At 63.9% G+C, this 21,611-nt stretch carries 21 protein-coding genes; 5 read left to right on the top strand and 16 right to left on the bottom strand.

What is annotated here, in order from left to right; all coding sequences use genetic code 11:
- Positions 1–32: 32 nt before the first annotated feature.
- Positions 33–1,001 (bottom strand): cysteine synthase A, encoded by a 969-nt coding sequence (gene cysK, locus JVX98_RS20750; RefSeq protein ID WP_205237273.1) that lies wholly within the window; start codon positions 999–1,001, stop codon positions 33–35.
- Positions 1,002–1,138: 137 nt separating this feature from the next.
- Positions 1,139–1,756, bottom strand: a complete 618-nt coding sequence (locus JVX98_RS20745; RefSeq protein WP_205237272.1) for a LysE family translocator — start codon at positions 1,754–1,756, stop codon at positions 1,139–1,141.
- A 174-nt stretch (positions 1,757–1,930) separates the two neighbouring features.
- Here JVX98_RS20745 and JVX98_RS20740 point away from each other — a divergent pair, with 174 nt between their 5' ends.
- Positions 1,931–2,563, top strand: coding sequence for a LysE family translocator (locus JVX98_RS20740; protein ID WP_043615486.1), 633 nt, complete (start codon positions 1,931–1,933; stop codon positions 2,561–2,563).
- A gap of 39 nt (positions 2,564–2,602) precedes the next feature.
- Here the strand turns inward: JVX98_RS20740 and JVX98_RS20735 are convergent, their stop codons facing one another.
- Positions 2,603–2,908, bottom strand: coding sequence for an NIPSNAP family protein (locus JVX98_RS20735; protein ID WP_205237271.1), 306 nt, complete (start codon positions 2,906–2,908; stop codon positions 2,603–2,605).
- The gene (locus JVX98_RS20730; protein ID WP_205237270.1) at positions 2,905–3,819 is read right to left on the bottom strand and encodes a DMT family transporter; all 915 of its coding nucleotides are present in this window, start codon (positions 3,817–3,819) and stop codon (positions 2,905–2,907) included. The genes JVX98_RS20735 and JVX98_RS20730 overlap by 4 nt, the downstream gene beginning before the upstream one ends.
- 132 nt (positions 3,820–3,951) lie before the next feature.
- Between JVX98_RS20730 and JVX98_RS20725 the strand changes: the two genes are divergently transcribed.
- Entirely contained in the window at positions 3,952–4,389 is a 438-nt protein-coding gene (locus tag JVX98_RS20725; RefSeq protein ID WP_043615495.1) for an Lrp/AsnC family transcriptional regulator, read from the top strand.
- Between the two features lie 13 nt (positions 4,390–4,402).
- Here the strand turns inward: JVX98_RS20725 and dut are convergent, their stop codons facing one another.
- Positions 4,403–4,876 carry a dUTP diphosphatase gene (gene dut, locus JVX98_RS20720; protein WP_205237269.1) on the bottom strand — a complete coding sequence of 158 codons (474 nt, stop codon included), beginning with the start codon at positions 4,874–4,876 and terminating at the stop codon, positions 4,403–4,405.
- 91 nt (positions 4,877–4,967) lie between these two features.
- On the opposite strand from dut, the gene JVX98_RS20715 reads away from it, so the two are divergent.
- A complete protein-coding gene (locus tag JVX98_RS20715; protein WP_034797554.1) occupies positions 4,968–6,551 on the top strand; it encodes a peptide chain release factor 3 in 1,584 nt (527 codons plus the stop codon).
- A 73-nt stretch (positions 6,552–6,624) separates the two neighbouring features.
- Here the strand turns inward: JVX98_RS20715 and JVX98_RS20710 are convergent, their stop codons facing one another.
- From JVX98_RS20710 to JVX98_RS20700, 3 genes are all read right to left on the bottom strand, one after another.
- Positions 6,625–7,323 carry a B3/4 domain-containing protein gene (locus JVX98_RS20710; protein WP_205237268.1) on the bottom strand — a complete coding sequence of 233 codons (699 nt, stop codon included), beginning with the start codon at positions 7,321–7,323 and terminating at the stop codon, positions 6,625–6,627.
- Positions 7,324–7,356: 33 nt separating this feature from the next.
- Positions 7,357–8,274, bottom strand: coding sequence for a DMT family transporter (locus tag JVX98_RS20705; RefSeq protein WP_205237267.1), 918 nt, complete (start codon positions 8,272–8,274; stop codon positions 7,357–7,359).
- 95 nt (positions 8,275–8,369) lie between these two features.
- Complete coding sequence (locus JVX98_RS20700; RefSeq protein ID WP_205237266.1) at positions 8,370–9,176, bottom strand: AraC family transcriptional regulator; 807 nt, start codon at positions 9,174–9,176, stop codon at positions 8,370–8,372.
- Between JVX98_RS20700 and JVX98_RS20695 the strand changes: the two genes are divergently transcribed.
- On the top strand, positions 9,163–10,056 hold the full coding sequence (locus tag JVX98_RS20695) for a DUF2268 domain-containing putative Zn-dependent protease (protein ID WP_205237265.1): 894 nt from the start codon (positions 9,163–9,165) through the stop codon (positions 10,054–10,056). The two genes, JVX98_RS20700 and JVX98_RS20695, sit on opposite strands and share 14 nt — an antisense overlap.
- 18 nt (positions 10,057–10,074) lie before the next feature.
- Here the strand turns inward: JVX98_RS20695 and JVX98_RS20690 are convergent, their stop codons facing one another.
- The 7 genes from JVX98_RS20690 to JVX98_RS20660 all read right to left on the bottom strand — a co-directional run bounded on the left by JVX98_RS20690 (position 10,075) and on the right by JVX98_RS20660 (position 18,837).
- Positions 10,075–10,494 (bottom strand): GFA family protein, encoded by a 420-nt coding sequence (locus JVX98_RS20690; protein ID WP_205237264.1) that lies wholly within the window; start codon positions 10,492–10,494, stop codon positions 10,075–10,077.
- Between the two features lie 172 nt (positions 10,495–10,666).
- Positions 10,667–11,467: a 5-deoxy-glucuronate isomerase gene (iolB, locus tag JVX98_RS20685; RefSeq protein ID WP_192448059.1), complete on the bottom strand. Its 801-nt coding sequence runs from the start codon at positions 11,465–11,467 to the stop codon at positions 10,667–10,669.
- A gap of 185 nt (positions 11,468–11,652) precedes the next feature.
- Positions 11,653–12,552, bottom strand: a complete 900-nt coding sequence (iolE, locus tag JVX98_RS20680) for a myo-inosose-2 dehydratase (protein WP_205237263.1) — start codon at positions 12,550–12,552, stop codon at positions 11,653–11,655.
- A gap of 98 nt (positions 12,553–12,650) precedes the next feature.
- Complete coding sequence (gene iolD / locus JVX98_RS20675; RefSeq protein ID WP_205237262.1) at positions 12,651–14,504, bottom strand: 3D-(3,5/4)-trihydroxycyclohexane-1,2-dione acylhydrolase (decyclizing); 1,854 nt, start codon at positions 14,502–14,504, stop codon at positions 12,651–12,653.
- Positions 14,505–14,579: 75 nt separating this feature from the next.
- The gene (iolC, locus tag JVX98_RS20670) at positions 14,580–16,517 is read right to left on the bottom strand and encodes a 5-dehydro-2-deoxygluconokinase (protein WP_205237261.1); all 1,938 of its coding nucleotides are present in this window, start codon (positions 16,515–16,517) and stop codon (positions 14,580–14,582) included.
- Positions 16,518–16,641: 124 nt separating this feature from the next.
- Entirely contained in the window at positions 16,642–17,496 is an 855-nt protein-coding gene (locus JVX98_RS20665; RefSeq protein WP_205237260.1) for a MurR/RpiR family transcriptional regulator, read from the bottom strand.
- 213 nt (positions 17,497–17,709) lie between these two features.
- The gene (locus tag JVX98_RS20660) at positions 17,710–18,837 is read right to left on the bottom strand and encodes a Gfo/Idh/MocA family protein (RefSeq protein WP_205237259.1); all 1,128 of its coding nucleotides are present in this window, start codon (positions 18,835–18,837) and stop codon (positions 17,710–17,712) included.
- Positions 18,838–19,107: 270 nt separating this feature from the next.
- On the opposite strand from JVX98_RS20660, the gene JVX98_RS20655 reads away from it, so the two are divergent.
- Positions 19,108–19,914, top strand: a complete 807-nt coding sequence (locus JVX98_RS20655) for a class II glutamine amidotransferase (protein ID WP_192448053.1) — start codon at positions 19,108–19,110, stop codon at positions 19,912–19,914.
- A gap of 201 nt (positions 19,915–20,115) precedes the next feature.
- On the opposite strand, the gene coaBC is transcribed toward JVX98_RS20655, so the two are convergent.
- Positions 20,116–21,336 (bottom strand): bifunctional phosphopantothenoylcysteine decarboxylase/phosphopantothenate--cysteine ligase CoaBC, encoded by a 1,221-nt coding sequence (gene coaBC, locus JVX98_RS20650; RefSeq protein ID WP_205237258.1) that lies wholly within the window; start codon positions 21,334–21,336, stop codon positions 20,116–20,118.
- Positions 21,337–21,611: the final 275 nt, after the last annotated feature.

The following is a 21,611-nucleotide window of genomic DNA, read 5'->3' as shown; positions in this document are numbered from 1 at the left end:
GCCCTTTCCAATTGCAAGTGATGCCAGCCCGATCAGCCGCCCAGGCCCTCGAACAGCACCGTCGAGAGGTAGCGTTCGGCAAAGGACGGGATGATGACGACGATGGTCTTGCCGGCATTTTCCTCACGCTGGCCGACCTCGATCGCCGCCGTGAGCGCGGCACCTGCGGAGATGCCGACCGGTACGCCTTCGAGCTTGGCGACAAGGCGGGCGACCTCGATCGCTTCCGCGCTGTTGACGGTGACGATCTCGTCGTAGACCGTGGTGTCGAGGATCGCCGGGGCAAAGCCTGCGCCGATGCCCTGGATCTTGTGCGGGCCGGGGGCGCCACCGGAAAGAACCGGCGATTCTTCCGGCTCGACGGCGATCACCTTGACCGAGGGCTTGCGCGCCTTCAGCACCTGGCCGGTGCCGGTAATCGTGCCGCCGGTGCCGATGCCGGAGACGAAAATGTCGACCGCGCCGTCCGTGTCGTTCCAGATTTCCTCGGCCGTCGTCTTGCGGTGGATTTCCGGATTGGCCGGATTTTCGAACTGCTGCGGGATGATGGCGTCCGGCAGCGTCTCGACCAGTTCCTGCGCCTTGGCGATCGCGCCCTTCATGCCCTTGGCGCCTTCGGTCAGCACCAGCTCGGCGCCGAGCAGCGCCAGCATCTTGCGCCGCTCGACCGACATGGTCTCCGGCATCGTCAGAATCAGCTTGTAGCCTTTGGCGGCCGCGACGAAGGCAAGCGCGATGCCGGTGTTGCCGGAGGTCGGCTCCACCAGCGTCGTGCGGCCGGGCGTAATCTTGCCCTGCGCTTCCAGGCTCTCGATCATCGCCACGCCGATGCGGTCCTTGACGGAGGCGATCGGGTTGAAGAACTCGAGTTTGGCCAGCAGGTTCGCCTTGACGCCCTTTTCCTTGGCAAGCTTGTCCAGCCGCACGATGGGCGTGTCGCCGATCGTTTCCGTGATCGAGGAGTAGACGCGGCCGCGGCCGGGCTTGCGTGTGTCGGACATGGGTTTCTCCCTTGGGCTTGAAGTGTCGTGCTATGAGAATAGGAACAATGAACGCGCAATTCCAGAACGACAAACACCGCGCGGCGATCCGTCGAAGGAAAAACCACCGGCGAAGTCGTTGTTCGGGAAAAGTTTTTTCAGTTGGCGCGAACGGCGAGATAGGCCGCCGTTCCGGCAAGCACGCTGGCGGCGACCCGGTTCAGCGCTTTCAGGGCCTTCGGTTGCTTGAGCAACAGGCGCGCACGCGAGGCGAGCAGCATATAGGGCACGAGCACGCTTAGGAGCAGCAGGAAGGTGGCGGTCAGCAGCAGGCCGTAATCGCCGGGGCCGATCGCCCTGATGTCGATCAGCGTCGGCACCAGCGCCACGTAAAACAGCATCGTCTTCGGATTGCCGAGCGTGATCAGCAGGCCGGACAGGAAGGACATGGCCGCACTCGTCGACGGCTTTGCCTTGATGTCCTCGGGCAGCAGCCCCGCGCTCCAGAGCTTCCAGGCGATGTAAGCGAGATAGAGAACCCCGGCAAACTTCACCACCAGGAAGGCTGTGGTGAAGGTCTGGGCGATCAGCGCGAGCCCGAGGATAACGGCCGTCAGATAGATCATGTCGCCAAGCGCGATGCCGAGACCCATGAAGAAGGTTTCGCGGAAACCGGAGCCGAGCGCGCGCGCAACCAGCGCCGTCACGCCGGGGCCGGGGATGGCAGCGGCGATGAAGAGCGCGCCGCTATAGGCGATGAGGGCCGCGAGCGTCATGGAACGTCCTTGCGAAGATGATACCGATTTTTACCGCAAGCGACCGAAAAAGGAAATCACCGAACTGCGATCGGCGGGCGTCTGCTGGCGAAATTGATCGGGTGACAAGTCTGGCGTTGTCCGCTGCTGCGAAATGCGTAGAGCTTGCTGAAAACGAGCGAAAGGCGCCTCTCCATGCCCGAGTTGAAGGATATGATCGGCTTTGCCCTCCTGGCCCTTGGCATGGTGCTGACGCCGGGGCCGAACATGATCTACCTGATCTCGCGCTCGATCAGCCAGGGGCCTGGCGCCGGATTGATCTCGCTCGGCGGCGTGGCGCTCGGCTTCGTCGTCTACATGGTCTCGGCGGCACTCGGTATCACGGCGCTGCTCCTGGCCGTGCCCTTCGCCTATGATGCGCTTCGCATCGCCGGTGCGGCATACCTTCTCTATCTCGCCTGGCAGGCGGTTAGGCCCGGCGGACGCTCGCCCTTTCAGGTCAAGAACCTGCCGAAGGATGGGCCGAAGAAACTGTTCGTCATGGGCTTCCTGACGAGCCTGCTTAATCCCAAGGTGGCGGTGCTCTATCTCTCGCTGCTGCCGCAGTTCATCCGGCCGGAGCTCGGCAACGTGCTCGGCCAGTCGCTGGTCTTCGGCTCGATCCAGATTGCGACCAGCGTGACCGTCAACGCCATGATCGCGCTGGCCGCCAGCGGCATCGCCGCCTTCCTTGCCGGGCGGCCGTTGTTCATGGTGGTTCAGCGCTGGGCGATGGGCACGGCGCTGTTCGGCTTCGCGCTGAGCATGGCCTCGGAAGCACGGCGCTAACGCGCGTTTGCCGATGCCTTCTTCAATCCCGGAACGGGCTTACTCGAAAACCGGCCGCATGAAGCTGCGCTCGTAGCTGAGGATGCAGCGCGTCTTCTCGGCATAGGCGAAGGCCTCCTGGCATTCGGGATCCGCGGCCATTTCCTTGCGGTAGGCCTCGTATGCGGCCAGGCTCGGAAAGCTGAAGAGCGCCAGCCCAATATTGTTCGCCCCCTCGTGCGGCAGGAAGTAGCCGTGGTGCGTGCCGCCCAGCCGATTGACGAGCGGGATCCAGAGCTTGGCATAATGCTCGAACTCGGCCGCCTTGTAAGGGTCGATGACGTATTTCAGGTAGCAGGTGATCATGCGGTTCTCCCTTCGCGTTCCCGCTTGATAGAAGACGGAAACCGAAGTTTCCAGCCAAGAGTCATGCCGGCGGCGGCAACGAGGATCGCGACCGAGCCGGCGATCTGGATCGGCTGCAGCTGGTGCCCGAAAGCGAAGCGGTCGACGACGATCGCGGCGATCGGATAGATGAAGGAAAGCGCGCCGGTCATATGTGTCGGGAGCCGCTGGATCGCGCCGTAAAGCAGCACATACATGAGCCCGGTGTGGATGATGCCGAGGGTCAGGACGATCGACCACTGCGTTGCACCTGACGGGGCGGGTGCGGCAAGCGCCATCGGTGCCAGCATCACGGTGCCGGTGATCACCTGGATCAGCGCGATCAGATGCGGCGGCGTGCCCTTGAGCAGCTTGGTCGCAATCGCCGCGATCGCGTAGAAGAAGGCAGCGCCGATCGAAAGAGCAACGCCGATCAGGTAGTCTTCGGGCGCGAAGCCCTGGCCGGGCTTGGCCGAAATGATCGCGAGCATGCCGGCAAACGACACCAGCAGCCAGAAGATCTTGGTGACAGTGATCTTTTCGCCGAGGAACACGGCGCCAAGCCCCAAGAGCATGAAGGGCTGGGTGTTGTAGACCATGGTCGCGATCGAGATCGATGCGTGGGAATAGGCGGCGAACAGCAGCAGCCAGTTGACGACGATGGCGATGCCGCCGACGACCGACAGCAGCAGCATCCGCCGGCTGAAGTGACGACGGTCGAGAAGCCCGAGCGCCCCGGCGATGGCAACGAGTGTCACGGCCCCGAAGACGCAGCGCCAGAACACCACGCTCGTCACCGGCTGCCCCGACATCAGCACGAACCAGCCGATGGTACCGGAGATCAGCATTGCTGCCGTCATCTCGAAGCTGCCGCGTTTGAGCTCGGTATTCATGGTCACTGCTCTCCTATTGGTGATCGCAGAATAGCCTGTACTCAGGGCCTTTCCCATGGATGAACGAAGGCAGTTGTGCTATATTGCCTAATTATCGAAGTTCTGATTGTTGTTGTGGCTTATGGTGTCGTGATGCTGGACGAGATAGACCGACGAATCCTCGACATACTGGCAGCCAATGCCCGGGTGTCGCTGAAGGAGCTGGCGCAGGAGGCGGGGCTCTCATCGCCGAGTGCTGCGGATCGGCTGCGCAAGCTGGAAGAGCGCGGCGTCCTCGACGGTTTCACCATCGCCCTCAATCCGGCGAAGGTTGGCTATCCCTTGCAGGCGGTCATCCGCGTGCGGCCGATGCCGGGCATGTTGCACATTGTCGAGCGGCTGATCCAGGAGACGCCGGAATTCGTCGAGTGCGACAAGGTCACCGGCGACGACTGTTTCATCGCCAAGCTCTACGTGCGTGACATGGCGCAGCTCGACACGATCCTCGACCGGATCGCCGAGAAGGCGCAGACCAACACCTCGATCGTCAAGTCGACGCCGGTCAAGCGCCGCCTGCCGCCGCTCCTTTAATGGGAAATCTGTCTTAAACGCCGGTCGAGCCGAAGCCGCCGGCGCCGCGTGCCGTCTCGCTTGCCCCTTCGGCCTCGCGAACAGTCACCTGCGTGACCGGTGCGATCACCGTCTGGGCGATGCGCATGCCGCGCTCGATGATGAACTCCTCGTCGCCGAGATTGACCAGCAGCACCTTCACTTCGCCGCGATAGTCGCTGTCGATCGTGCCGGGCGTGTTGAGGCAGGTGATGCCGTGCTTGAAGGCAAGGCCAGAGCGTGGGCGGATCTGCGCCTCGTAGCCGGCGGGCACTTCGAAGATGAAGCCGGTCGGAACGAGGGCGCGCTTGCCTGGGTTAAGCATCAGCGGCCGATCGGCGGGAACGCCCGCGCGCAAATCCATGCCGGCAGCGCCTGCGGTCTCGTAGGCCGGAAGCTCCAGGCCTTCGCCGTGCGGCAGGCGAACGAGGTTGAGGGTTGGGCGGGATAGGGGCGTGTGCGTGCTCATGCCCGCATAAGCCGGGCCACGGGCGCCTCGGTCAATTGCATAATCGGGGCCGAGCCTGTAAAGGACGCGGCAACTCACAGGATTTTACGATATGGCTGAAACTCTCGCCGAGGCGGTCTCCCGCCGCCGCACATTTGCGATTATCGCCCACCCGGACGCCGGTAAGACCACGCTCACGGAAAAGTTGCTGCTGTTCGGCGGTGCCATCCAGCTCGCCGGTGAGGTCAAGGCCAAGAAGGACCGCATCCAGACCCGTTCGGACTGGATGAAGATCGAGCGCGAGCGCGGCATCTCGGTCGTCACCTCGGTGATGACCTTCGAGTATGGCGGCAACGTCTTCAACATTCTCGACACGCCCGGTCACGAGGACTTCGCCGACGACACCTACCGCACACTGACGGCGGTGGATGCGGCCGTCATGGTCATCGACGCCGCCAAGGGTATCGAGCCGCGCACGCTGAAGCTCTTCGAAGTCTGCCGCATGCGCGACATCCCGATCATCACCTTCGTCAACAAAATGGACCGTGAAAGCCGCGATCCCTTCGAGATCCTGGACGAGGTCGAGGAAAAGCTGGCGCTCGACTGCGCGCCGGTGACCTGGCCGATCGGGCGCTCCAAGACCTTCTGCGGCTCCTACAACCTCGCCGACAACACCGTGCGCGGGTCCGACACGCAGGAAATCCCGACCAAGGTCAACGGCCCGGAAATGGCCTCCCATCGCCTGCCGGAAAACGAGCGCGATGCCTTTACCGAAGAGCTGATGCTGGCGATCGAGGCGTGCAAGCCCTTCGACAAGAAGGCCTTCCTCGAAGGCCACCTGACCCCGGTCTTCTTCGGCTCGGCGCTGCGCAACTTCGGTGTGCGCGATCTCATCAACGCGCTCGGCGACATCGCGCCGCCGCCGCGCGACCAGGTCGCCGATATCCGCACGGTGCATGCGACCGACGACAAGATGACGGCCTTCGTCTTCAAGATCCAGGCCAACATGGACCCGAACCATCGCGACCGCATCGCCTTTGCCCGCGTCTGCTCCGGCAAGCTCGAGCGCGGCATGAAGGCACGCCTGTCGCGCACCGGCAAGCAGCTTGGCCTCAGCGCTCCGCAGTTCTTCTTCGCCTCGCAGCGCCAGCTCGCCGACACGGCTTATGCCGGCGACGTCGTCGGCATCCCGAACCATGGCACGCTCCGGATCGGCGATACGCTGACCGAGGGCGAGCCGCTGGTGTTCCAGGGCGTGCCGAACTTCTCGCCGGAAATCCTGCGCCGCGTGCGCTTGGAAGATGCGATGAAGGCGAAGAAGCTGAAAGAAGCGCTGCAGCAGATGGCCGAAGAGGGCGTCGTGCAGCTCTTCTCGCCGGAAGACGGTTCCCCGGCGATCGTCGGTGTCGTCGGTGCGCTGCAGCTCGACGTGTTGAAGGAGCGCCTCAGCGCCGAATACGGCCTGCCGGTCTCCTTCGAAATGTCGCGCTTCTCGGTTTGCCGCTGGATCTCGTCCGACCAGCCTGCCGAACTCGACAAGTTCGTCACGGCCCGTCGTGGCGACATCGCCCGCGATCTCGATGGCGACCCGGTGTTCCTGGCGCAGGACAGTTTCTCGCTGCGCTACGAGGCTGAGCGCTACCCGGCGATCAAGATGGTCGCAATCAAGGAATATCACGTCGCCAAGGCGGCCTGATTGTTTGCGTCCGGCCGGTGCCAAGGCATCGGCCGGTCTCTCGGCGCTCAAGCGCCGTTTCGGAACGAAATCCCTAAACCGAAAAATCGAAACGCGGCGACGAACGATCGAGCATGGTCATGCTTGGACGAGCGCCCCAGCTCTGTTCGATGGCCGGCGAAAGTGCTGTAAGCAGGCGTTCGATGTCCTCGCGTGCCGTCTCGTGCAGCGCTTCCGCTACGATCAGCGCTCGCGTTGTCTCAGGTCGTATCGCCGAAAGGCCGCTCTGCCGGTTGGTCCAGCGTCGGGCATGGGCCCGCCCCTCGGCGTCAGTGAAGACAACTTCGGCTGGTTCCGGATTTTCCGTTTCTCCTGAGAACGTCAGATAGCTCTCGTTGCCGGATGCCCGGCAGACATGCAGATGGCCGGCAACCTGCGCCAGATCGAAGGCCGCGATCGGAATGGCGAAGGCGAGCGACGCGGCGTTGCAGAGATCGATCAGAGGGTGGATCGAAGGCAGGTTGCCTTCCTTGCGGAACCGCCGGAGCAAGGCTTCGGACGCCGAGCGATACTGCGTCGGCTTCAATCCCATCTTGGCAAAGGTCCGGCGCCAGGCCTGGATCTCGGGCAGGTCGCTTTCCGAACCTGAACCGAGGCGATCGTTCGCGATCGCTTGGAACTGGCGAACATGGTCCCCGACCGAGACGCCGCCGCTGATGCCATCGATGAAAAGCGCGCCGGCGCTCAGCTCCGGGAAATCGCGCCAGATGTCGTCTACGTGCTGGAAGTGCATGGAAGTCCTCGAATTGGGTGCGTTCACTCTGGTTCAGGCCTTTGCGGTGGGAAGGGCGCGTGCTGTCCTTCGGCCAGCGCGGATTTGGCGTAGAGCCAGGCCGAGGACGGCGGCGAGCACGCAGCCGATCCCAAGCAATTGTGGGACGCCGACCGGCTCGCCGAGCAAGAGAAAGGCAAAGGCGACGGCTGAAACGGGCGCCAGCGCGGTGAAGACGGAGGCCTCGGTGCCGCTCACTTTGGCCGCCCCCGCATACCAGAGCAGGAAGCCGGCAACGGTCGGGATGAGGGCGTAGTAGAGAACCGCAACGATTGCATCCCTGTCGATCGCGGCCGTTGCATGCGTCTCGAAGAGCGCCGGGATGAGGGCGACCACGAAGCCGAGGCCGGCCATCAGCGTCGAAAGCGCCAGCGGCGAGATCTCCGTCTTCACGCGCTTGTTGAGGAGGATGAAAAGGCCCTCGCAGATGACGGCGCCGAAGATGAGGGCGATGCCGAGCGGCGAATGCGTGCCGCCTTCACTGGGCTTGAAGACGATGGTGAGCACGCCGGCTGCGGCAAGCGCGACCGCCGCAAGCACTTTGCGGTCCGGGCGCTCGCCGAGAAGAAGGATGGCGATGGTGGCGGAAACCACCGGCAGGGTGCCGATCACCACGCCGGCATCGGTTGCCGACGTCAGGCTCAGGCCGGCGATCAAGAGCGTCGTATAGCCGACGCTGCCGGCGCCCGCCTGGGCGATGAGGAGAAGCCAGTCGCGACCTTTCAGTTTCGGCCATGACGTCCTGGTGAGCCACATCAACAGCAGGAAGAGCGGGAAGGCGACGGCAAAGCGCAGCGCGGTGGCAGTGAACGGTGGCAGGCCCGCTGCTATGATCTTGCTGGCGATGACCGTGCTGCCGACGAGGATCATCGCGAGCGACAGGTAGAGATAGCCTTGAAATTTTCCCGACACGTCCGTTCTCCGTTGCTGCGCCACGCTTGTCGCTGCGCGGCCGGTGCAGCAATGCGCCCGGGGGAGGGCTCCGGTCTTGAACGGAATTGCGGGTGTTACTTTTTGGCCTCGGCATAAATGCCGGGCGAGAGGCCATATTTGCGGACGAAGACGCGGGTCATGTGGCTCTGGTCGGCAAAGCCGGCCGTAAACGCAGCCTCCGCCAGCGGCATGCCTCCACCGATCAGGCGGCGAGCGAGATCGATCCGGCGCTGGACGATATAGGCATGTGGCGTCAGGCCGACCGCGCTTGCGAAGTTGCGCACCAGCTGGAACCGGCTGAGCCCGGCTTCAGCGGCGAGATCGGCAAGCGTGATCGCGGCCGTCGGGTCGTCGTCGATCATCGTCTTGGCCGCCGTGACTGTTGCCGGCCTCTCACCCTGGTGTCGCTTGCCGGTGGCAAGAACGCCTGCCAGCAGCATGAGGAGCTGTTCTTCATGCCGGATGGCGTGGGCCCTGGCCGTTGGGTCGGTGATGGCCGCAAACAGCACCCGAAATTGATCTGCCACCTCCCGGTCGTGAAAGGCGGGGGCAGTGAACTCGCCGGAATCCGCACGGCCCTGGCTGATATCCTCGGCGGCAGTGGCGATGACGGATGGATCGAAATAGAGCATGCGCCAGGCGCGGCCGGCATCGCCGATCGGTATGCCGTCATGCACTTCGCCAGGGTTGACGGTGATTATGTCGCCAGCGCCGGCTTCGACCATGCCACGGCCACTGAGCGACTTCTGCGCGCCCTCATAGATGAGACCGATGCCGAACTGATCGTGCGTGTGACGGGCGAAGGACTGGCGCGTTTCGGCCTCGACCGCGTCTATGCCCGCGGCCGCGCTGTGCAGCATCCTGATCTTGCCCTTCGACATCTCGCGCGCCTGCTCCGGTCTCCAGCTTCGTCTTGTACACCGCAGCGCCGCCGCCGGCCATCGCAATGACGCGTCCTCGGGCCCGCATTCGCGGCTCACGGAAACTTTCATCTTTTCGACGTTGCAATCACAGGCCGCATCCCTACGTTGCGATTCCAAGCGGCGCGAAAGGGAGATGATCGAAATGCTGGATCTGCGTGTTCACTTCCTCGAAGCGGACGGATCTCTGGCGCCGTGGCGCGAACGGATACTGGAGTCCGTGCGCGAGAGCGCCGAGCGGATCGGCGCGGCGGTTTCTGCCTCAGACAGCGCCGCACCCATCGATGTCCTCGTCGAGCATCGTGCGGGTGAGACGATTCCCGAACTCGGTGTTGCAGGCGCCTGCTATCGCAGGGCACTGGTCTTCTTCACGGTCGATCCCGGCAACGAGAACTTCGAGGCAAGCCTTGCTGCAGGAGAAGTGCGCAAATTGCTGACGCACGAGCTGCATCATTCCTTCCGCCACGGCGCCTGCGGTTATGGTTCCAAGCTCGGCGAAGCTTTGGTCAGCGAGGGGCTAGCCGATGCCTTCGATGCGGAAATCAACGGCGGCGACGGCCACGCGTGGAATCATGCGCTCAAAGCTGCAGACTGGGAAGGCTTGTTGGAGCGCGCCGAGCGAGAGCTCTGGGCCGAGACCTATGATCATGCGGGCTGGTTTTTCGGCACCGGTCGCTCCCTGCCGCGTTGGGCCGGCTACACGATCGGCTATCACCTCGTGAAGACCTATCTGGCGGCGAACCCGGATGCGCGCCCGTCGCAGATGACGGCAACGCCCGCATCGGTGGTGATCGGCGAAGCCTGGGCACCGCTCAAGGAACGCCTGCTCGTTGCGGCATGATGGTTGCGCCCGAGGCGGCTAAGTGTGCGGCGGCCCGTCGCGATCGCGGCCCGGCAGCTTCCTGACGTCGCCGATCCAGGGCAGTGCCGAGGCGCACCAGATCTGTGAGCGTGGCCGGAGCTGCCGGCGCTGATTGATCGTTCCCACCCGGATGCCGACCTCCAGGGCGTCCTCGTCCGTGCCGGTCGTATAGATCGGCGAGCCGCAGTTGGGGCAGAAGAACTGCAGCCGCTGCCGGCCGTTTGCGCCGATCTTCACATAGAGCTTCGGTTCGCCGCCGGTCAGCCGGAAGTTCTCTCGCTCGGTGCCGGCTGTGACGCGGTAGGCCGATCCCGTCAGTTGCTGGCAATCGGTGCAATGGCAGATGCCGACATCGGCCGGATCGATCTCCGCCTCAAAGGTCACGAAGCCGCAATGGCATTGCCCGTCGATGTGCATGAAGCCCTCCCTGAAAGCGGGAGAGCTAGGGCGGAGCCGCAAAAAGTGTATGCCGTTCTCATCCGCCCCTGAACCTCAGCGAGTGATGGGGCTCGACGGTTGCGACGCTTCGTTCCCCCCTGTGGCGTAGGGAGGACGGGCGATGGTGCGATGCCGTTTGGTTCGCCGCCGCTTACACGCCAGTGAACAGCCACTCGTGTTCGCGGGCGTTGTGGAACTTCCAGATGCGCTTCGGCCCGGCCATGACGTTGAGATAGTAGACGTCGTAGCCATGCACGGCGGCGACCGGATGATAGCCCTTCGGCACCAGCGTCACGTCACCGTCCTCGACAGCCATGGTTTCGTCGAGCGAGCGGTCGTCGGTATAGACGCGCTGCATCGCAAAACCCTGCGGCGGGTTGATGCGGTGGTAGTAGGTCTCTTCCAGATAGCTCTCGGCCGGCAGGTCGTCCTGGTCGTGCTTGTGCGGCGGATAGGAGGAGGTGTGGCCGCCGGGCGTGATCACCTCGACGACGAGCAGCGACTGCGCCGAGCCGTCGTCTTCCGGCATGATGTTGGTAACGTAACGGGTATTGGTGCCCTTGCCGCGGGTCATCTGCGGATGCGTGCCCGGCGCGATGACCTTCGTCTTGAAGCCGTCACCGCCCGGGGCCGAGCAGATGGCGAGATCGAGATCCGAGGTTGCCGTTGCCTGCCAGCGGCTGCCTTTCGGCACGTAGACGGCATAGGGCTGGCCCACAAACGGCGTCATGCGCTCGCCGAGTTCGCCGAAGCTTTCGCCGTCGACGGCGACCTTTGCCTTGCCGGACACCAGCACCAGGCAAATTTCCTTGTCGCCGGTCTCGCCCTCGGTCGTCTCGCCCGCTTTCAGCCGTTCCAGCGCGAAGCCGACATAGGTCCAGCCGGCGCTTTCCGGTGTCACGTTTTGCATGAGGCCCGATTTGGCCTTCGGTTTGACGAGCAGCCTGGACATGTCGATCTCCCTAACTCTTTATCATGGGGTGCCGGTCGTGCGGTCTGCCCCTCTCCTCGGGTTTAACCCGAAGGCTAGCCCACTCCCCGCTCGCGGGGAGAAGGTGGCGTTAGCCGGATGAGGGCTTTCCTCACCGTGCGGATGACGGGCCGGTCCCATCGAACCCGGCGACCGAAAGTCTGGGCTTACTTGTCGAGCCCGGCTTCCTTGGCAAAGGCCTTCAGCGACTTCAGCCCGAGCGACTGGTACTCGAACGGGTTGCGCACCGCCGAATCCTGCTCCGCCTCGATCACCAGCCAGCCTGAATAGTTGTGTTCTGCGGCGATCTTCAGCACGGGCAGGAAGTCGACCCCGCCTTCGCTATCGCCCGGAACCGTGAAGACGCCACGGCGCACGCCTTCGAGGAAGGAGAGGCCTTCGCCCTCGACGACCTTGCGGACGGCGGGCCGTACGTTCTTGCAATGGATGTGGCGGACGCGGTGCATGTATTTCTTCGCGACCTCGGCCGGATCCGAACCGCCGAACCAGGCGTGGCCGGTGTCGAGCAGCAACTTGGTCGCCGGGCCGGTGTTCTGCATCAGGAGATCGATTTCCTCACCGGTCTGGACGATCGTGCCCATGTGGTGGTGGTAGACGAGGTCGATGCCCTGATCGGCGCAATATTGCGCGATCGCTTCGAGATCGGCGCCAAACGTCTTCCACTGGTCAGCCGGCAGGACCGGCTTGTCGTTGGCGACCGACTTTCCGTCGTCGCCATGGATGGCGTTCGAGGTTTCGCAGACGATCGCCACCTTGCAGCCATTGTGCTTCAGGAGGTCGAGATGCGGCTGGATCGCCTTCTTCTCGGCCTCGACGTCATGGGTGAGCAGGTTGGTCGAGTGCCAGCCGGAAACGAAGACGAGGTCGTAGGCGCCGAGCTTCTGCTTCAGTGCTTCCGGATCGGACGGCATCTTGTGGCCCTTCTCGATGCCGTCGAAGCCGATCTTCTGGCAATCGGACAGGCAGTCCTCGAGCGTCAGATGCGCGCCGATCGAATGATCGTCGTCGTTGCTCCAGGCGATCGGGTTGGTTCCGTAGCGGATCATGTCTTTCACTTTCTGATGCCATCCGCGCAAGGCGGATATCTTGTGAGCATAAACGGGAAAAGCGCCCGCGCGAAAACGCGGGCGCCGAAAGGGCAATCTTAGCCGAAGCGCTGGGCGGCGAGCGCCTTCTCGTAGCCGTCACGCGCCGCGTTGACTTGGCTGCGACCTGAGACCTCGGGCACTGCGACGTCCCACCAGTGGCCGCCGGCCTCGGTGGTGATCAGCGGGTCGGTGTCGATGACGATCACGGTCGTGCGCGTCTCGCTCGCGGTCTCCTTGAGCGCTGCTTCGAGCTCGGAGATCGAGCCGACCTTGCGGGTGACGGCGCCCATCGCGCCGGCATGCGCCGCAAAGTCGATCTGTGGCAGTTCGACGTGATGCGTGTCCTTCAGGAGATTGTTGAAGTTGGCGCCGCCGGTGCCCATCTGCAGCCGATTGATGCAGCCGTAGCCGGCATTGTCGAGCAGCACGATGGTGAACTTGGCGCCGAGCATGATCGAAGAGGCGATCTCCGAATTTAGCATCATGTAGCTGCCGTCACCGACCATGACGATCACGTCGCTCTCGGGCTTGGCGAGCTTGACGCCGAGACCGCCGGCCACTTCGTAGCCCATGGTCGAGAAGCCGTATTCCATGTGGTAGCCGCCGGGCTCTTCCGCCTGCCACAGCTTGTGCAGCTCACCCGGCAGACCACCTGCAGCGCAGACGAGCGTCGTGTTCTTGGCTCCGCGGGCGCGCTGCACGGCGCCGATCACCTGGGCGTCGGAGGGAAGGGCCGCATTGGTCGTGGCCGTTGCCTTGTCGGCGACCGCCAGCCATTCAGCCTTGCCGGACTTGGCCTTGGCGGTCCAGCTCGGATCGGCCTTGTAGCTGCCGAGCCCGCCGGAGATGCGGTTAAGGCCGGCACGCGCGTCGGCAATCAGCGGCAGTCCGTTGTGCTTGCCGGCGTCGAAAGGCTGGACGTTGAGGCCGATGATCTTCAAGCCTTCGTTCTTGAAGAGCGCCCAGGAGCCGGTCGTGAAGTCCTGCAGGCGCGAGCCTACGGCGAGGACCACGTCGGCCTCCTCGGCAAGCGCGTTGGAGGCGGAGGTTCCGGTAACGCCGACCGAGCCCATGTTGAGCGTATGCGAATGCGGCAGCGCCGACTTGCCGGCCTGGGTCTCGACGACCGGGATGCCGTGGCGTTCGGCGAAATCGCCGAGTTCCTTGCTCGCTTCCGAATAAAGCACGCCGCCGCCGGCGATGATGATCGGCTTCTTCGCTGCCTTCAGCGCCGCAATCGCCGTCGCCAGTTCGTCGAGATCGGGCTCGATGCGGCGCGGCACCCAGACCTTCTCGTCAAAGAAGTTTTCCGGATAGTCATAGGCTTCGGCCTGAACGTCCTGGCAGAGCGACAGCGTCACCGGGCCGCAATCGGCCGGGTCGGTCAGTACCTGCATGGCACGGCGCAGCGCCGGGATGATCTGTTCGGGCCGGGTGATGCGGTCGAAATAGCGCGACACCGGGCGGAAGCAGTCGTTCGCCGAGATCGTGCCGTCGCCGAAGCTTTCCACCTGCTGCAGTACCGGATCGGGACGGCGGTTGGCAAAGACGTCGCCCGGCAGGAAGAGCACCGGCAGGCGGTTGACGTGGGCAAGCGCCGCCGAGGTCACCATGTTGAGCGCGCCGGGGCCGATCGAGGTGGTGCAGGCCATGAAGCGGCGGCGGAAGCTCGCCTTGGCAAAGGCGATCGCGGCATTGGCCATGCCCTGCTCGTTCTGGGCGCGGTAGGTCGGCAGCGTGTCCTTGATCGCATGCAGCGCTTCGCCGACGCCGGCGACGTTGCCGTGACCGAAGATCGCGAAGACGCCGCCGAAGATCGGTACCTTCTTGCCATCGATGACGGTCATCTGGCGTGTCAGGAACTGCGCCACGGCCTGTGCCATGGTCAGGCGCACGGTCTTCTGGCTCATAATCTGTTTCCTCCTCGTGGCGGAATCGTCCCGTTCCACCCTGCTTGCTGCATCGTCCGACGTTTGGAGTCGATCCTATGCCGCCTTTGTTTCACCCAGTTGCAGCCAGAGATCGACCAGGGCCTTGAACTTTCCGGCCATGTCGGCGATCGCCTGTTCGTCGCTCATCGTGCCGCCGAGCCAGGCCCTGCCGGCATCGGCGAAGATCGTGCGGCCGACGGCAAAGCCGCGAACCGTCTTCGAGGTGCGAGCGGCGGCAAATCCGTCCTTCAGCTGCTCATAGGGCGCCTCGAGGCCCAAGAGCACCACGCCGCGGCAGAGCGGATCCCGGGCTTCGATGACGGCATCGATCGCTGCCCAGGCGCCGCGGCTTGCCTGCGGCTCGAGCTTCCACCAGTCCGGCTTGAGGCCGGCATCGTAGAGCTCGGTCAGCGCCCGCGGAATGGTCTGGTCGTCGAGCTTGCCATGCTTGCCGGCAATGATCTCGATCAGGATCTCACGGCCAACCTTGCGCGCCGCCTCGAAGGCCGAGCGCAGCTTTGCCACCTGCTGAGCTTTCAGCTCTGCCGGATCATCCGGGTGATAGAAGGAGAGGACCTTGATGCAGTGATCGACCGGCCAGTCGATCAGGCGGCTGCCGAGATCCTGGCTGAATTCGAATTGCAGCGGCCGCGAGCCCGGAAGCTCGATCGGTTTGCCGATCCAGAAATCGCGATGGGCGCCGGCGGCGTAAAGCGCGTCACGGCCGTATTTGTCGTCGATCAGCATGCCGAAGCCGGAGCGGCCGGCCGCGACCTGTGCGGCGGCCTTCACCGCCAGCACCTTGAAGGCCGGAATGCGGTCCAGCAAGGACTGGTCGCCGGCGGCCATGTCTTCGAGTTGGCTGCGGTGGTCGATCGCCAGTGCCATCAGAAGCGGAATGTCGCGGCGGCGGGTGGTCGCCCAGTGAACGTGGTTGATCGCCTCGTCCTTGCGCAGGGCTCGCTCCTTGCTGCCCTTTTCCAGGAAGAATTGCAGTTCCGTCCAGGTCGGGATTTCAGGCGCGCAGAGAAGGCGGGAGACGGCGAAGGCACCACAGGCATTGGCCCAGGTGGCCGACGTCGCGTGCGGTTCGTTTTTCAGCCAGCCGCGCAGAAAGCCGGACATGAAGGCGTCGCCGGCTCCGAGCACGTTATAGACCTCGATCGGGAAGCCCTTACCGACGATGCCGTCTTCGAGGTCGTCGGTGATCGGACCGTCATAAACGATGCAGCCCATCGGCCCGCGCTTCAAGACAATCGTCGCCTTGGACAGCGAGCGGATCGTCTTCAGCGCCTGCAAGAGGTCGCTTTCGCCGGACGCAATCAGCACTTCCTCTTCGGTCCCGACGATCAGGTCGCAGTCGGCGAGAACGGTCTTCAGGTGCGCCGAAACGCGATCCGACGCGATGTATCGGCTCTCGCCGGCGTCATGGCCGGCAAGGCCCCAGAGGTTCGGGCGGTAGTCGATGTCGAAGACGACCTTCGCGCCGTTTTCCTTGGCGATGCGGATCGCCTTGCGCTGGGCAGCGTCGGTGTTCGGCTTGGAAAAATGCGTGCCGGAGACAAGCACGGCGCGGGCGGAGCGGATGAATTCTTCCGAAACGTCGTCTTCGCAAAGCGCGTTGTCGGCGCAGTTGTCGCGATAGAAGAGCAGCGGGAAGGTCTTGTCGTTTTCGACCGCGAGGATCGCGAGCGCCGTCAGCCGCTCCGGATCGGTGACAATGCCGCGGGTCTCGACGCCTTCACGGGTAAGCTGCTCGCGGATGAAGCGGCCCATCTGCTCGTCGCCGACGCGGGTCAGAAGTGCTGACTTCAGACCGAGGCGCGCCGTACCGACCGAGATGTTGCACGGGCAGCCGCCGACGGACTTCGCAAAACTCGAAACATCCTCAAGCCGCGTGCCGATCTGCTGGCCGTAGAGATCGACCGAGGCCCGGCCGATGGTGATCAGGTCGAGCGGCTTTGCTCCCTGTGCCGAAACGTTCTGGCTCACTGCTTCCTCCCCGCGGACACCTTGGCGGGCCCGACCATTTCCGTACTGTGGGTGATGGTCGTATGAAACATAAATTCCGACGTTTCGTCAATATGGAATTTTCATTCTATCTGTTCCGTTTCGCCTAATCGCCCTCGGCGAGGCGCTGGCGCTTCTCGGCAATGGCGACCGTCAGGGCCATGGCAAAGGCCATGCTGGCTGAAAGCGAACGGAAGCCGGCATGGTCGGCCTCGACCAGTTCGAACCAGACCTTCGAGGATTCCGCGAGCGGCGAGAAGGCCGAGTCCGTCAGCGACACGACCGGCACCTTGCGTTCGGCGAGAAGCCGCGCCTGGGCGGCACTTTCAGACGCATAGGGCGAGAAGCTGACGGCAAAGGCGGCATCGTTCTTCGTCGCCATGGCCAGCATGTCTTCGTCGATGCCAGCGGCGGTGCCGACGAGTTGGTACTTCACCTTCAGCTTGCCGAAGGCATAGGCCATGTAGCTGGAGATCGGATAGGAGCGGCGCTTGGCGATCAGGTAGACCGTGTCGGCTTTGGCGAGGATATCGACGGCGCGCTCAAAGGCTTCCGGATCGACCGAGGAGGCGATGTTGTCGAGCGAGCGGTGGGCGGCGGCGACGAAGCCGTTGAAGATCGAGCCGCTTTCGAGCTTGCTGTGATCGTTGGCGCTCAGCGCCTTCAGCCGGTCCTCATAGCCGGGCGTGCGCTCGCGTAGCCGGGCGCGAAAAATCTGCTGCAGGCTGGAGAAGCCCTCGAAGCCGAAATGCTGCGCGAAGCGCACCAGAGTCGACGGCTGCACTTCGGCCGAGGTGGCGATGCTGGCGGCTGTGCCGAAGGCGATTTCATCGGGATTGTCGAGCGAATAGGCGGCGACCTGGCGCAGCCGTTTCGGCAGCTCCGCCTTGCGTTCCAGAATGGCGGCCTTCAGCGCCTCGAAATCCTGCGGCACCTCTGTCGTCGTTTCCGGCATGGCCATGTCTCGCTCGTCTCCCTCGATATCAGTCTGGCTTTCGGCCTCACCCTAATCGATTAGTCGGGAACGGGATAGAACAGGCGTTCTATTTTTCCTCCAGCATTTCCAGCAAAAGTGCGCCGCGGTTTTGCGTCCGGGAATGCGTAGCCAAACAGAGAGCATTTCCAGCAAAAGTGCGCAGCGGTCTTGTGCCCGCAACGCGCAGCACGGAACCGCTTAGATCTGCACCCATTCGTTGGTCTTGGCCGATTGATAGGTTGCCGAAAGCACCTTCTGCACCTCGTAGCCTTCGCGGAAATCTGTCGAAGGCGCCTTGCCGCCGGCGATGGCATCGAGGAACTCCTTGACCTCGATGGCCTTCAGGTCGTTGAAGCCGATCTGGTGGCCCGGCGCCACGCAGAAGGCGCCATAGGGCGGATGCTCCGGCCCCGCCCAGATGGTGCGGAAGCCGCGGGTGCGGATGTCGTCGCCGGTCTTGTAGAGGCGAATTTCGTTCAACCGCTCCTGGGTGAAGACGATACTGCCCTTCGAGCCGTAGATCTCGAAATCGTGCTGCATCTTGCGGCCCGTTGCGATCCAGCTTGCCTCGAAGCTGCCGGTGGCACCGTTTTCGAAGCGCACGAAGGCGCGGGTGATGTCGTCGACCTCGACGGCGCGGGTTTCACTGGAGCCGGCGGAAACCGGGCGTTCGGGGATCTGGATGATGGTCTCGGCGAGCACCCGGCTGATCGGGCCGACGAGGTGGCGCATGGAGGCGATGATGTGGCTGCCGATATCGGCAAGCGCGCCGCCGCCGCTGGCCGGGTTCAGGCGCCAGCCCCACGGAACCTGCGCATCGGCCATGAAGTCTTCCGCATGAATGCCGCGCATCGAACGGATTTCGCCGATCTCGCCGCTTTCAATGATGTCCTTGGCAAGGAAGACCAGCGGGTTCTTCAGATAGTTGAAGCCGACCTGGGTGACGACGCCGGCCTTTTCCGCCGCTTCGACCATCTCGCGGCATTCGGCAACGGTCGGGGCCAGCGGCTTTTCGCAATAGACGTGCTTGCCATGGGCGATCGCCGCCAGCGCCATCTCCTTGTGCAAGAGGTTCGGCGTGGTGATGTCGATGATGTCGATATCCGGATCGGTCAGGAGTTCACGCCAGTCGACCGTCGCCTTGCGGAAACCGAGCTGGCCGCGGGCGCGCTCGGCACTTTCAACGGTCACGTCGGCGACGGAAACCAGGTCGAGTTCGAAGGGCAGGTCGAAGACCCGCGCGGCAATGGTGAAGCCGAGCGCATGGGCCTTGCCCATGAAGCCCGTGCCGATCAGGCCGATGCCGAGTTTGCGCTTGCTGCCCATGCCGAATTCCTCCCTGGCGGCGCTGCCGTATTGGCTCGAAATGAAATGAATTGTGCAAGATTTGTCAATATGGAATATTTGTTCGAAATAGGGCGAAGTGCACGCCCTGTGCCGCTCGAAACAGCCAAAACTGTGCATTCCGGCTACCCTCACCTTGACGAAGGGGGAATGTGTTAACGCATTTTTACCATGTTCCGTTGAAACATCGGATTTCGTCATGGTTAACGAATCGCTCCGGAGTGAACCGGGCGGAGCTGGAGTGAAATCAGCATGTGCCGCTGGGCAGCCTATCGCGGGGAGCCGCTGTATCTCGAGGAACTGGTGACCTCTCCGGCGCACTCACTGATCGAACAGTCCCATTGCGCGACACGGGCCAAGACCGCCACCAACGGCGACGGCTTCGGCATCGCCTGGTACGGCGACCATCCCGAGCCGGGGCGCTACCGCGATATCCTGCCCGCCTGGTCCGACTGCAACCTGAAGAGCATTGCGAGGCAGATCCGCTCGCCGCTCTTCCTTGCCCATGTGCGCGCCGCGACCGGCGGTGGCACAAGGCGCGACAATTGTCATCCCTTCGTCTTTGGCCGCTGGTCTTTCATGCACAACGGCCAGATCGGCGACTTCGAGCATCTGCGCCGGCCGATGGAGAGCATGCTCGACAACGACCTCTACTCGGCGCGCACCGGCACGACGGATTCGGAGCTTTTGTTCCTGCTCGCGATGCAGTTCGGCCTCGACCGCGATCCGCTCGGCGCCATCGCCGAGGCGCTGGCCTTCATCGAGCAGCTTGCCGAGCATTTGGAGCGGCAGGTGCTGGTGCGCTTCACCGCCGCTTTCTCCGACGGCCGGGATCTCTACGCCGTGCGCTACGCCTCCGACTGGAAGGCGCCGACGCTCTATGCCGCACCGATGGGCCCGAGCGGCGGCTATTGCCTGGTTTCCGAGCCGCTCAACGACGACGACAGCGCCTGGGTGGAAATCCCCGACGGTACGGCGGTCATCGTCGGCGAGAATGGCGTCGATGTCCGGTTGTTTTCGACCAAGGGTACGCCGGTTCGGTCGCGCCAGCTGGCTTGAGATATCGCATCCACGACTGCAGCACTTGTCGTCGACCCCTCATCAGGTTGCCGCCGCCTTCTCCCCGCAGGCGGAGCGAAGGGACAGGATAGCGCCGTCTTCACTCTACCTCACCGTCGCTGGGTAGGGCACGTCCCCTCGCCCCGCCGGCGGGGTAGGGTTAGTCCTCGGATTTAACCCTAGGAGAGGGGCGATGGTGGATCAGCCCCGATCTTTCCGCGCCAGTTCGTCGGCGATCATGGCCGCAAGCTTCTCCGCCACCGCGTCCTTGTCCATCTCCGGCCAATCATCATTGCCGGTGGCCGAGATCAGTTTCACCTTGTTGCGGTCGCCGCCCATGATGCCCGTTGCCGGTGACACGTCGTTGGCGAGGATGAAGTCGGCGCCCTTGCGTTCGAGCTTGGCGCGGCCGTTGTCGGCGACGTTTTCGGTCTCGGCGGCAAAGCCGATGACGAGCTTCGGTCGCCTGGCATGGTGGCCGACCGTCTTCAGGATATCGGGGTTTTCGGCAAGCAGCAGCGGCGGCGGCGCCTCGCCCGGCTTCTTCTTGATCTTGTTGCCGGCGGCCGTCGCCACCCGCCAGTCGGCAACGGCGGCGACCATGACCGCGACATCGGCGGGAAGGGCGGCAAGCACCGCGTCGCGCATCTCTTCGGCCCGTTCCACATGCACGACCTTGACGCCGGCCGGATCCGGGATCGTCACCGGGCCGGAGACCAGCGTCACGTCGGCGCCGAGTTTCGCGAGCGCCGCGGCGATCGCATGGCCTTGTTTGCCCGAGGAGCGGTTTGCGATGTAGCGCACCGGGTCGATCGGCTCATGCGTCGGCCCTGAGGTGACGACGACGCTGCGCCCGGCAAGCGGCTTTGGCGTTCCGCCAAGAAGATCCTCGACGGCCGCGACGATCGCCAGCGGCTCGCTCATGCGGCCTTCGCCGGCTTCGCCGCTTTCCGCCATCTCGCCCGCTTCCGGGCCGATGAAACGGATGCCGTCCCTGGCAAGCGTCGCCCGGTTGCGGCGGGTCGCCGGATGCGCCCACATCTTCGGGTTCATCGCCGGCGCGACCAGCACAGGGCGGTCCGTTGCCAACAGAATGGTCGAGGCGAGATCGTCCGCATGGCCGTTCGCCATCTTCGCCATCAGGTCGGCGGTCGCCGGTGCCACGACGATCAGATCGCATTCGCGCGCCAGCCGAATATGGCCGACGTCCTGCTCGTCCTCGCGCGAAAACAGGTCGAGATAGACATGCGAGGCCGAAAGCGCGCCGACGGCAAGCGGCGTCACGAACTGCTGTGCGCCCGCCGTCATGACCGGCCGCACGCTTGCGCCGCGCTCCCTGAGGCGCCGGATGAGATCTAGGCTCTTATAGGCCGCGATGCCGCCGGAGATGATGAGGAGAATACGCTTGCCCGACAGTGTCATTTGTACCCGGCCCTTCGGCCGTCCTCTTGCCCGGCATGGGCTGCCGAGCCTACGCGATACCAGAACATTTGGGACGGCTGGCTTTGCCAGCGTCTCTGGATTGAACCTACTTGAGCGATCCGTCAGGCGCAACGTGTGCCGCCGGCGGACACGCGTTGCGCCCAGCGGATCGAGGAAATGCGGCGGAACAAAAGCCGCGCCGCTTGCGTCAACCGGGGCAGGGGCTGTTGCCGAAGCCTGATAATGCGGTTAATCCGCTCTCAATCCGCGGGGGC

Source organism: Ensifer sp. PDNC004, assembly GCF_016919405.1.
In the GTDB taxonomy this organism is placed as follows: domain Bacteria; phylum Pseudomonadota; class Alphaproteobacteria; order Rhizobiales; family Rhizobiaceae; genus Ensifer.
This window is presented reverse-complemented; position numbering and strand designations above follow the sequence as displayed.

Coding starts and splice junctions, on each gene's coding strand:
- JVX98_RS20715 (WP_034797554.1), top strand. CDS start 4,968: ATGGCTGAAACTCTCGCCGAGGCGGTCTCCCGCCGCCGCACATTTGCG.
- JVX98_RS20735 (WP_205237271.1), bottom strand. CDS start 2,908: ATGATCACCTGCTACCTGAAATACGTCATCGACCCTTACAAGGCGGCC.
- JVX98_RS20740 (WP_043615486.1), top strand. CDS start 1,931: ATGCCCGAGTTGAAGGATATGATCGGCTTTGCCCTCCTGGCCCTTGGC.
- iolD (WP_205237262.1), bottom strand. CDS start 14,504: ATGAGCCAGAAGACCGTGCGCCTGACCATGGCACAGGCCGTGGCGCAG.
- JVX98_RS20660 (WP_205237259.1), bottom strand. CDS start 18,837: ATGGGCAGCAAGCGCAAACTCGGCATCGGCCTGATCGGCACGGGCTTC.
- JVX98_RS20710 (WP_205237268.1), bottom strand. CDS start 7,323: ATGCACTTCCAGCACGTAGACGACATCTGGCGCGATTTCCCGGAGCTG.
- JVX98_RS20665 (WP_205237260.1), bottom strand. CDS start 17,496: ATGGCCATGCCGGAAACGACGACAGAGGTGCCGCAGGATTTCGAGGCG.
- cysK (WP_205237273.1), bottom strand. CDS start 1,001: ATGTCCGACACACGCAAGCCCGGCCGCGGCCGCGTCTACTCCTCGATC.
- coaBC (WP_205237258.1), bottom strand. CDS start 21,336: ATGACACTGTCGGGCAAGCGTATTCTCCTCATCATCTCCGGCGGCATC.
- JVX98_RS20655 (WP_192448053.1), top strand. CDS start 19,108: ATGTGCCGCTGGGCAGCCTATCGCGGGGAGCCGCTGTATCTCGAGGAA.
- JVX98_RS20690 (WP_205237264.1), bottom strand. CDS start 10,494: ATGCACATCGACGGGCAATGCCATTGCGGCTTCGTGACCTTTGAGGCG.
- JVX98_RS20730 (WP_205237270.1), bottom strand. CDS start 3,819: ATGAATACCGAGCTCAAACGCGGCAGCTTCGAGATGACGGCAGCAATG.
- JVX98_RS20700 (WP_205237266.1), bottom strand. CDS start 9,176: ATGTCGAAGGGCAAGATCAGGATGCTGCACAGCGCGGCCGCGGGCATA.
- iolE (WP_205237263.1), bottom strand. CDS start 12,552: ATGATCCGCTACGGAACCAACCCGATCGCCTGGAGCAACGACGACGAT.
- iolB (WP_192448059.1), bottom strand. CDS start 11,467: ATGTCCAGGCTGCTCGTCAAACCGAAGGCCAAATCGGGCCTCATGCAA.
- JVX98_RS20745 (WP_205237272.1), bottom strand. CDS start 1,756: ATGACGCTCGCGGCCCTCATCGCCTATAGCGGCGCGCTCTTCATCGCC.
- JVX98_RS20725 (WP_043615495.1), top strand. CDS start 3,952: ATGCTGGACGAGATAGACCGACGAATCCTCGACATACTGGCAGCCAAT.
- dut (WP_205237269.1), bottom strand. CDS start 4,876: ATGAGCACGCACACGCCCCTATCCCGCCCAACCCTCAACCTCGTTCGC.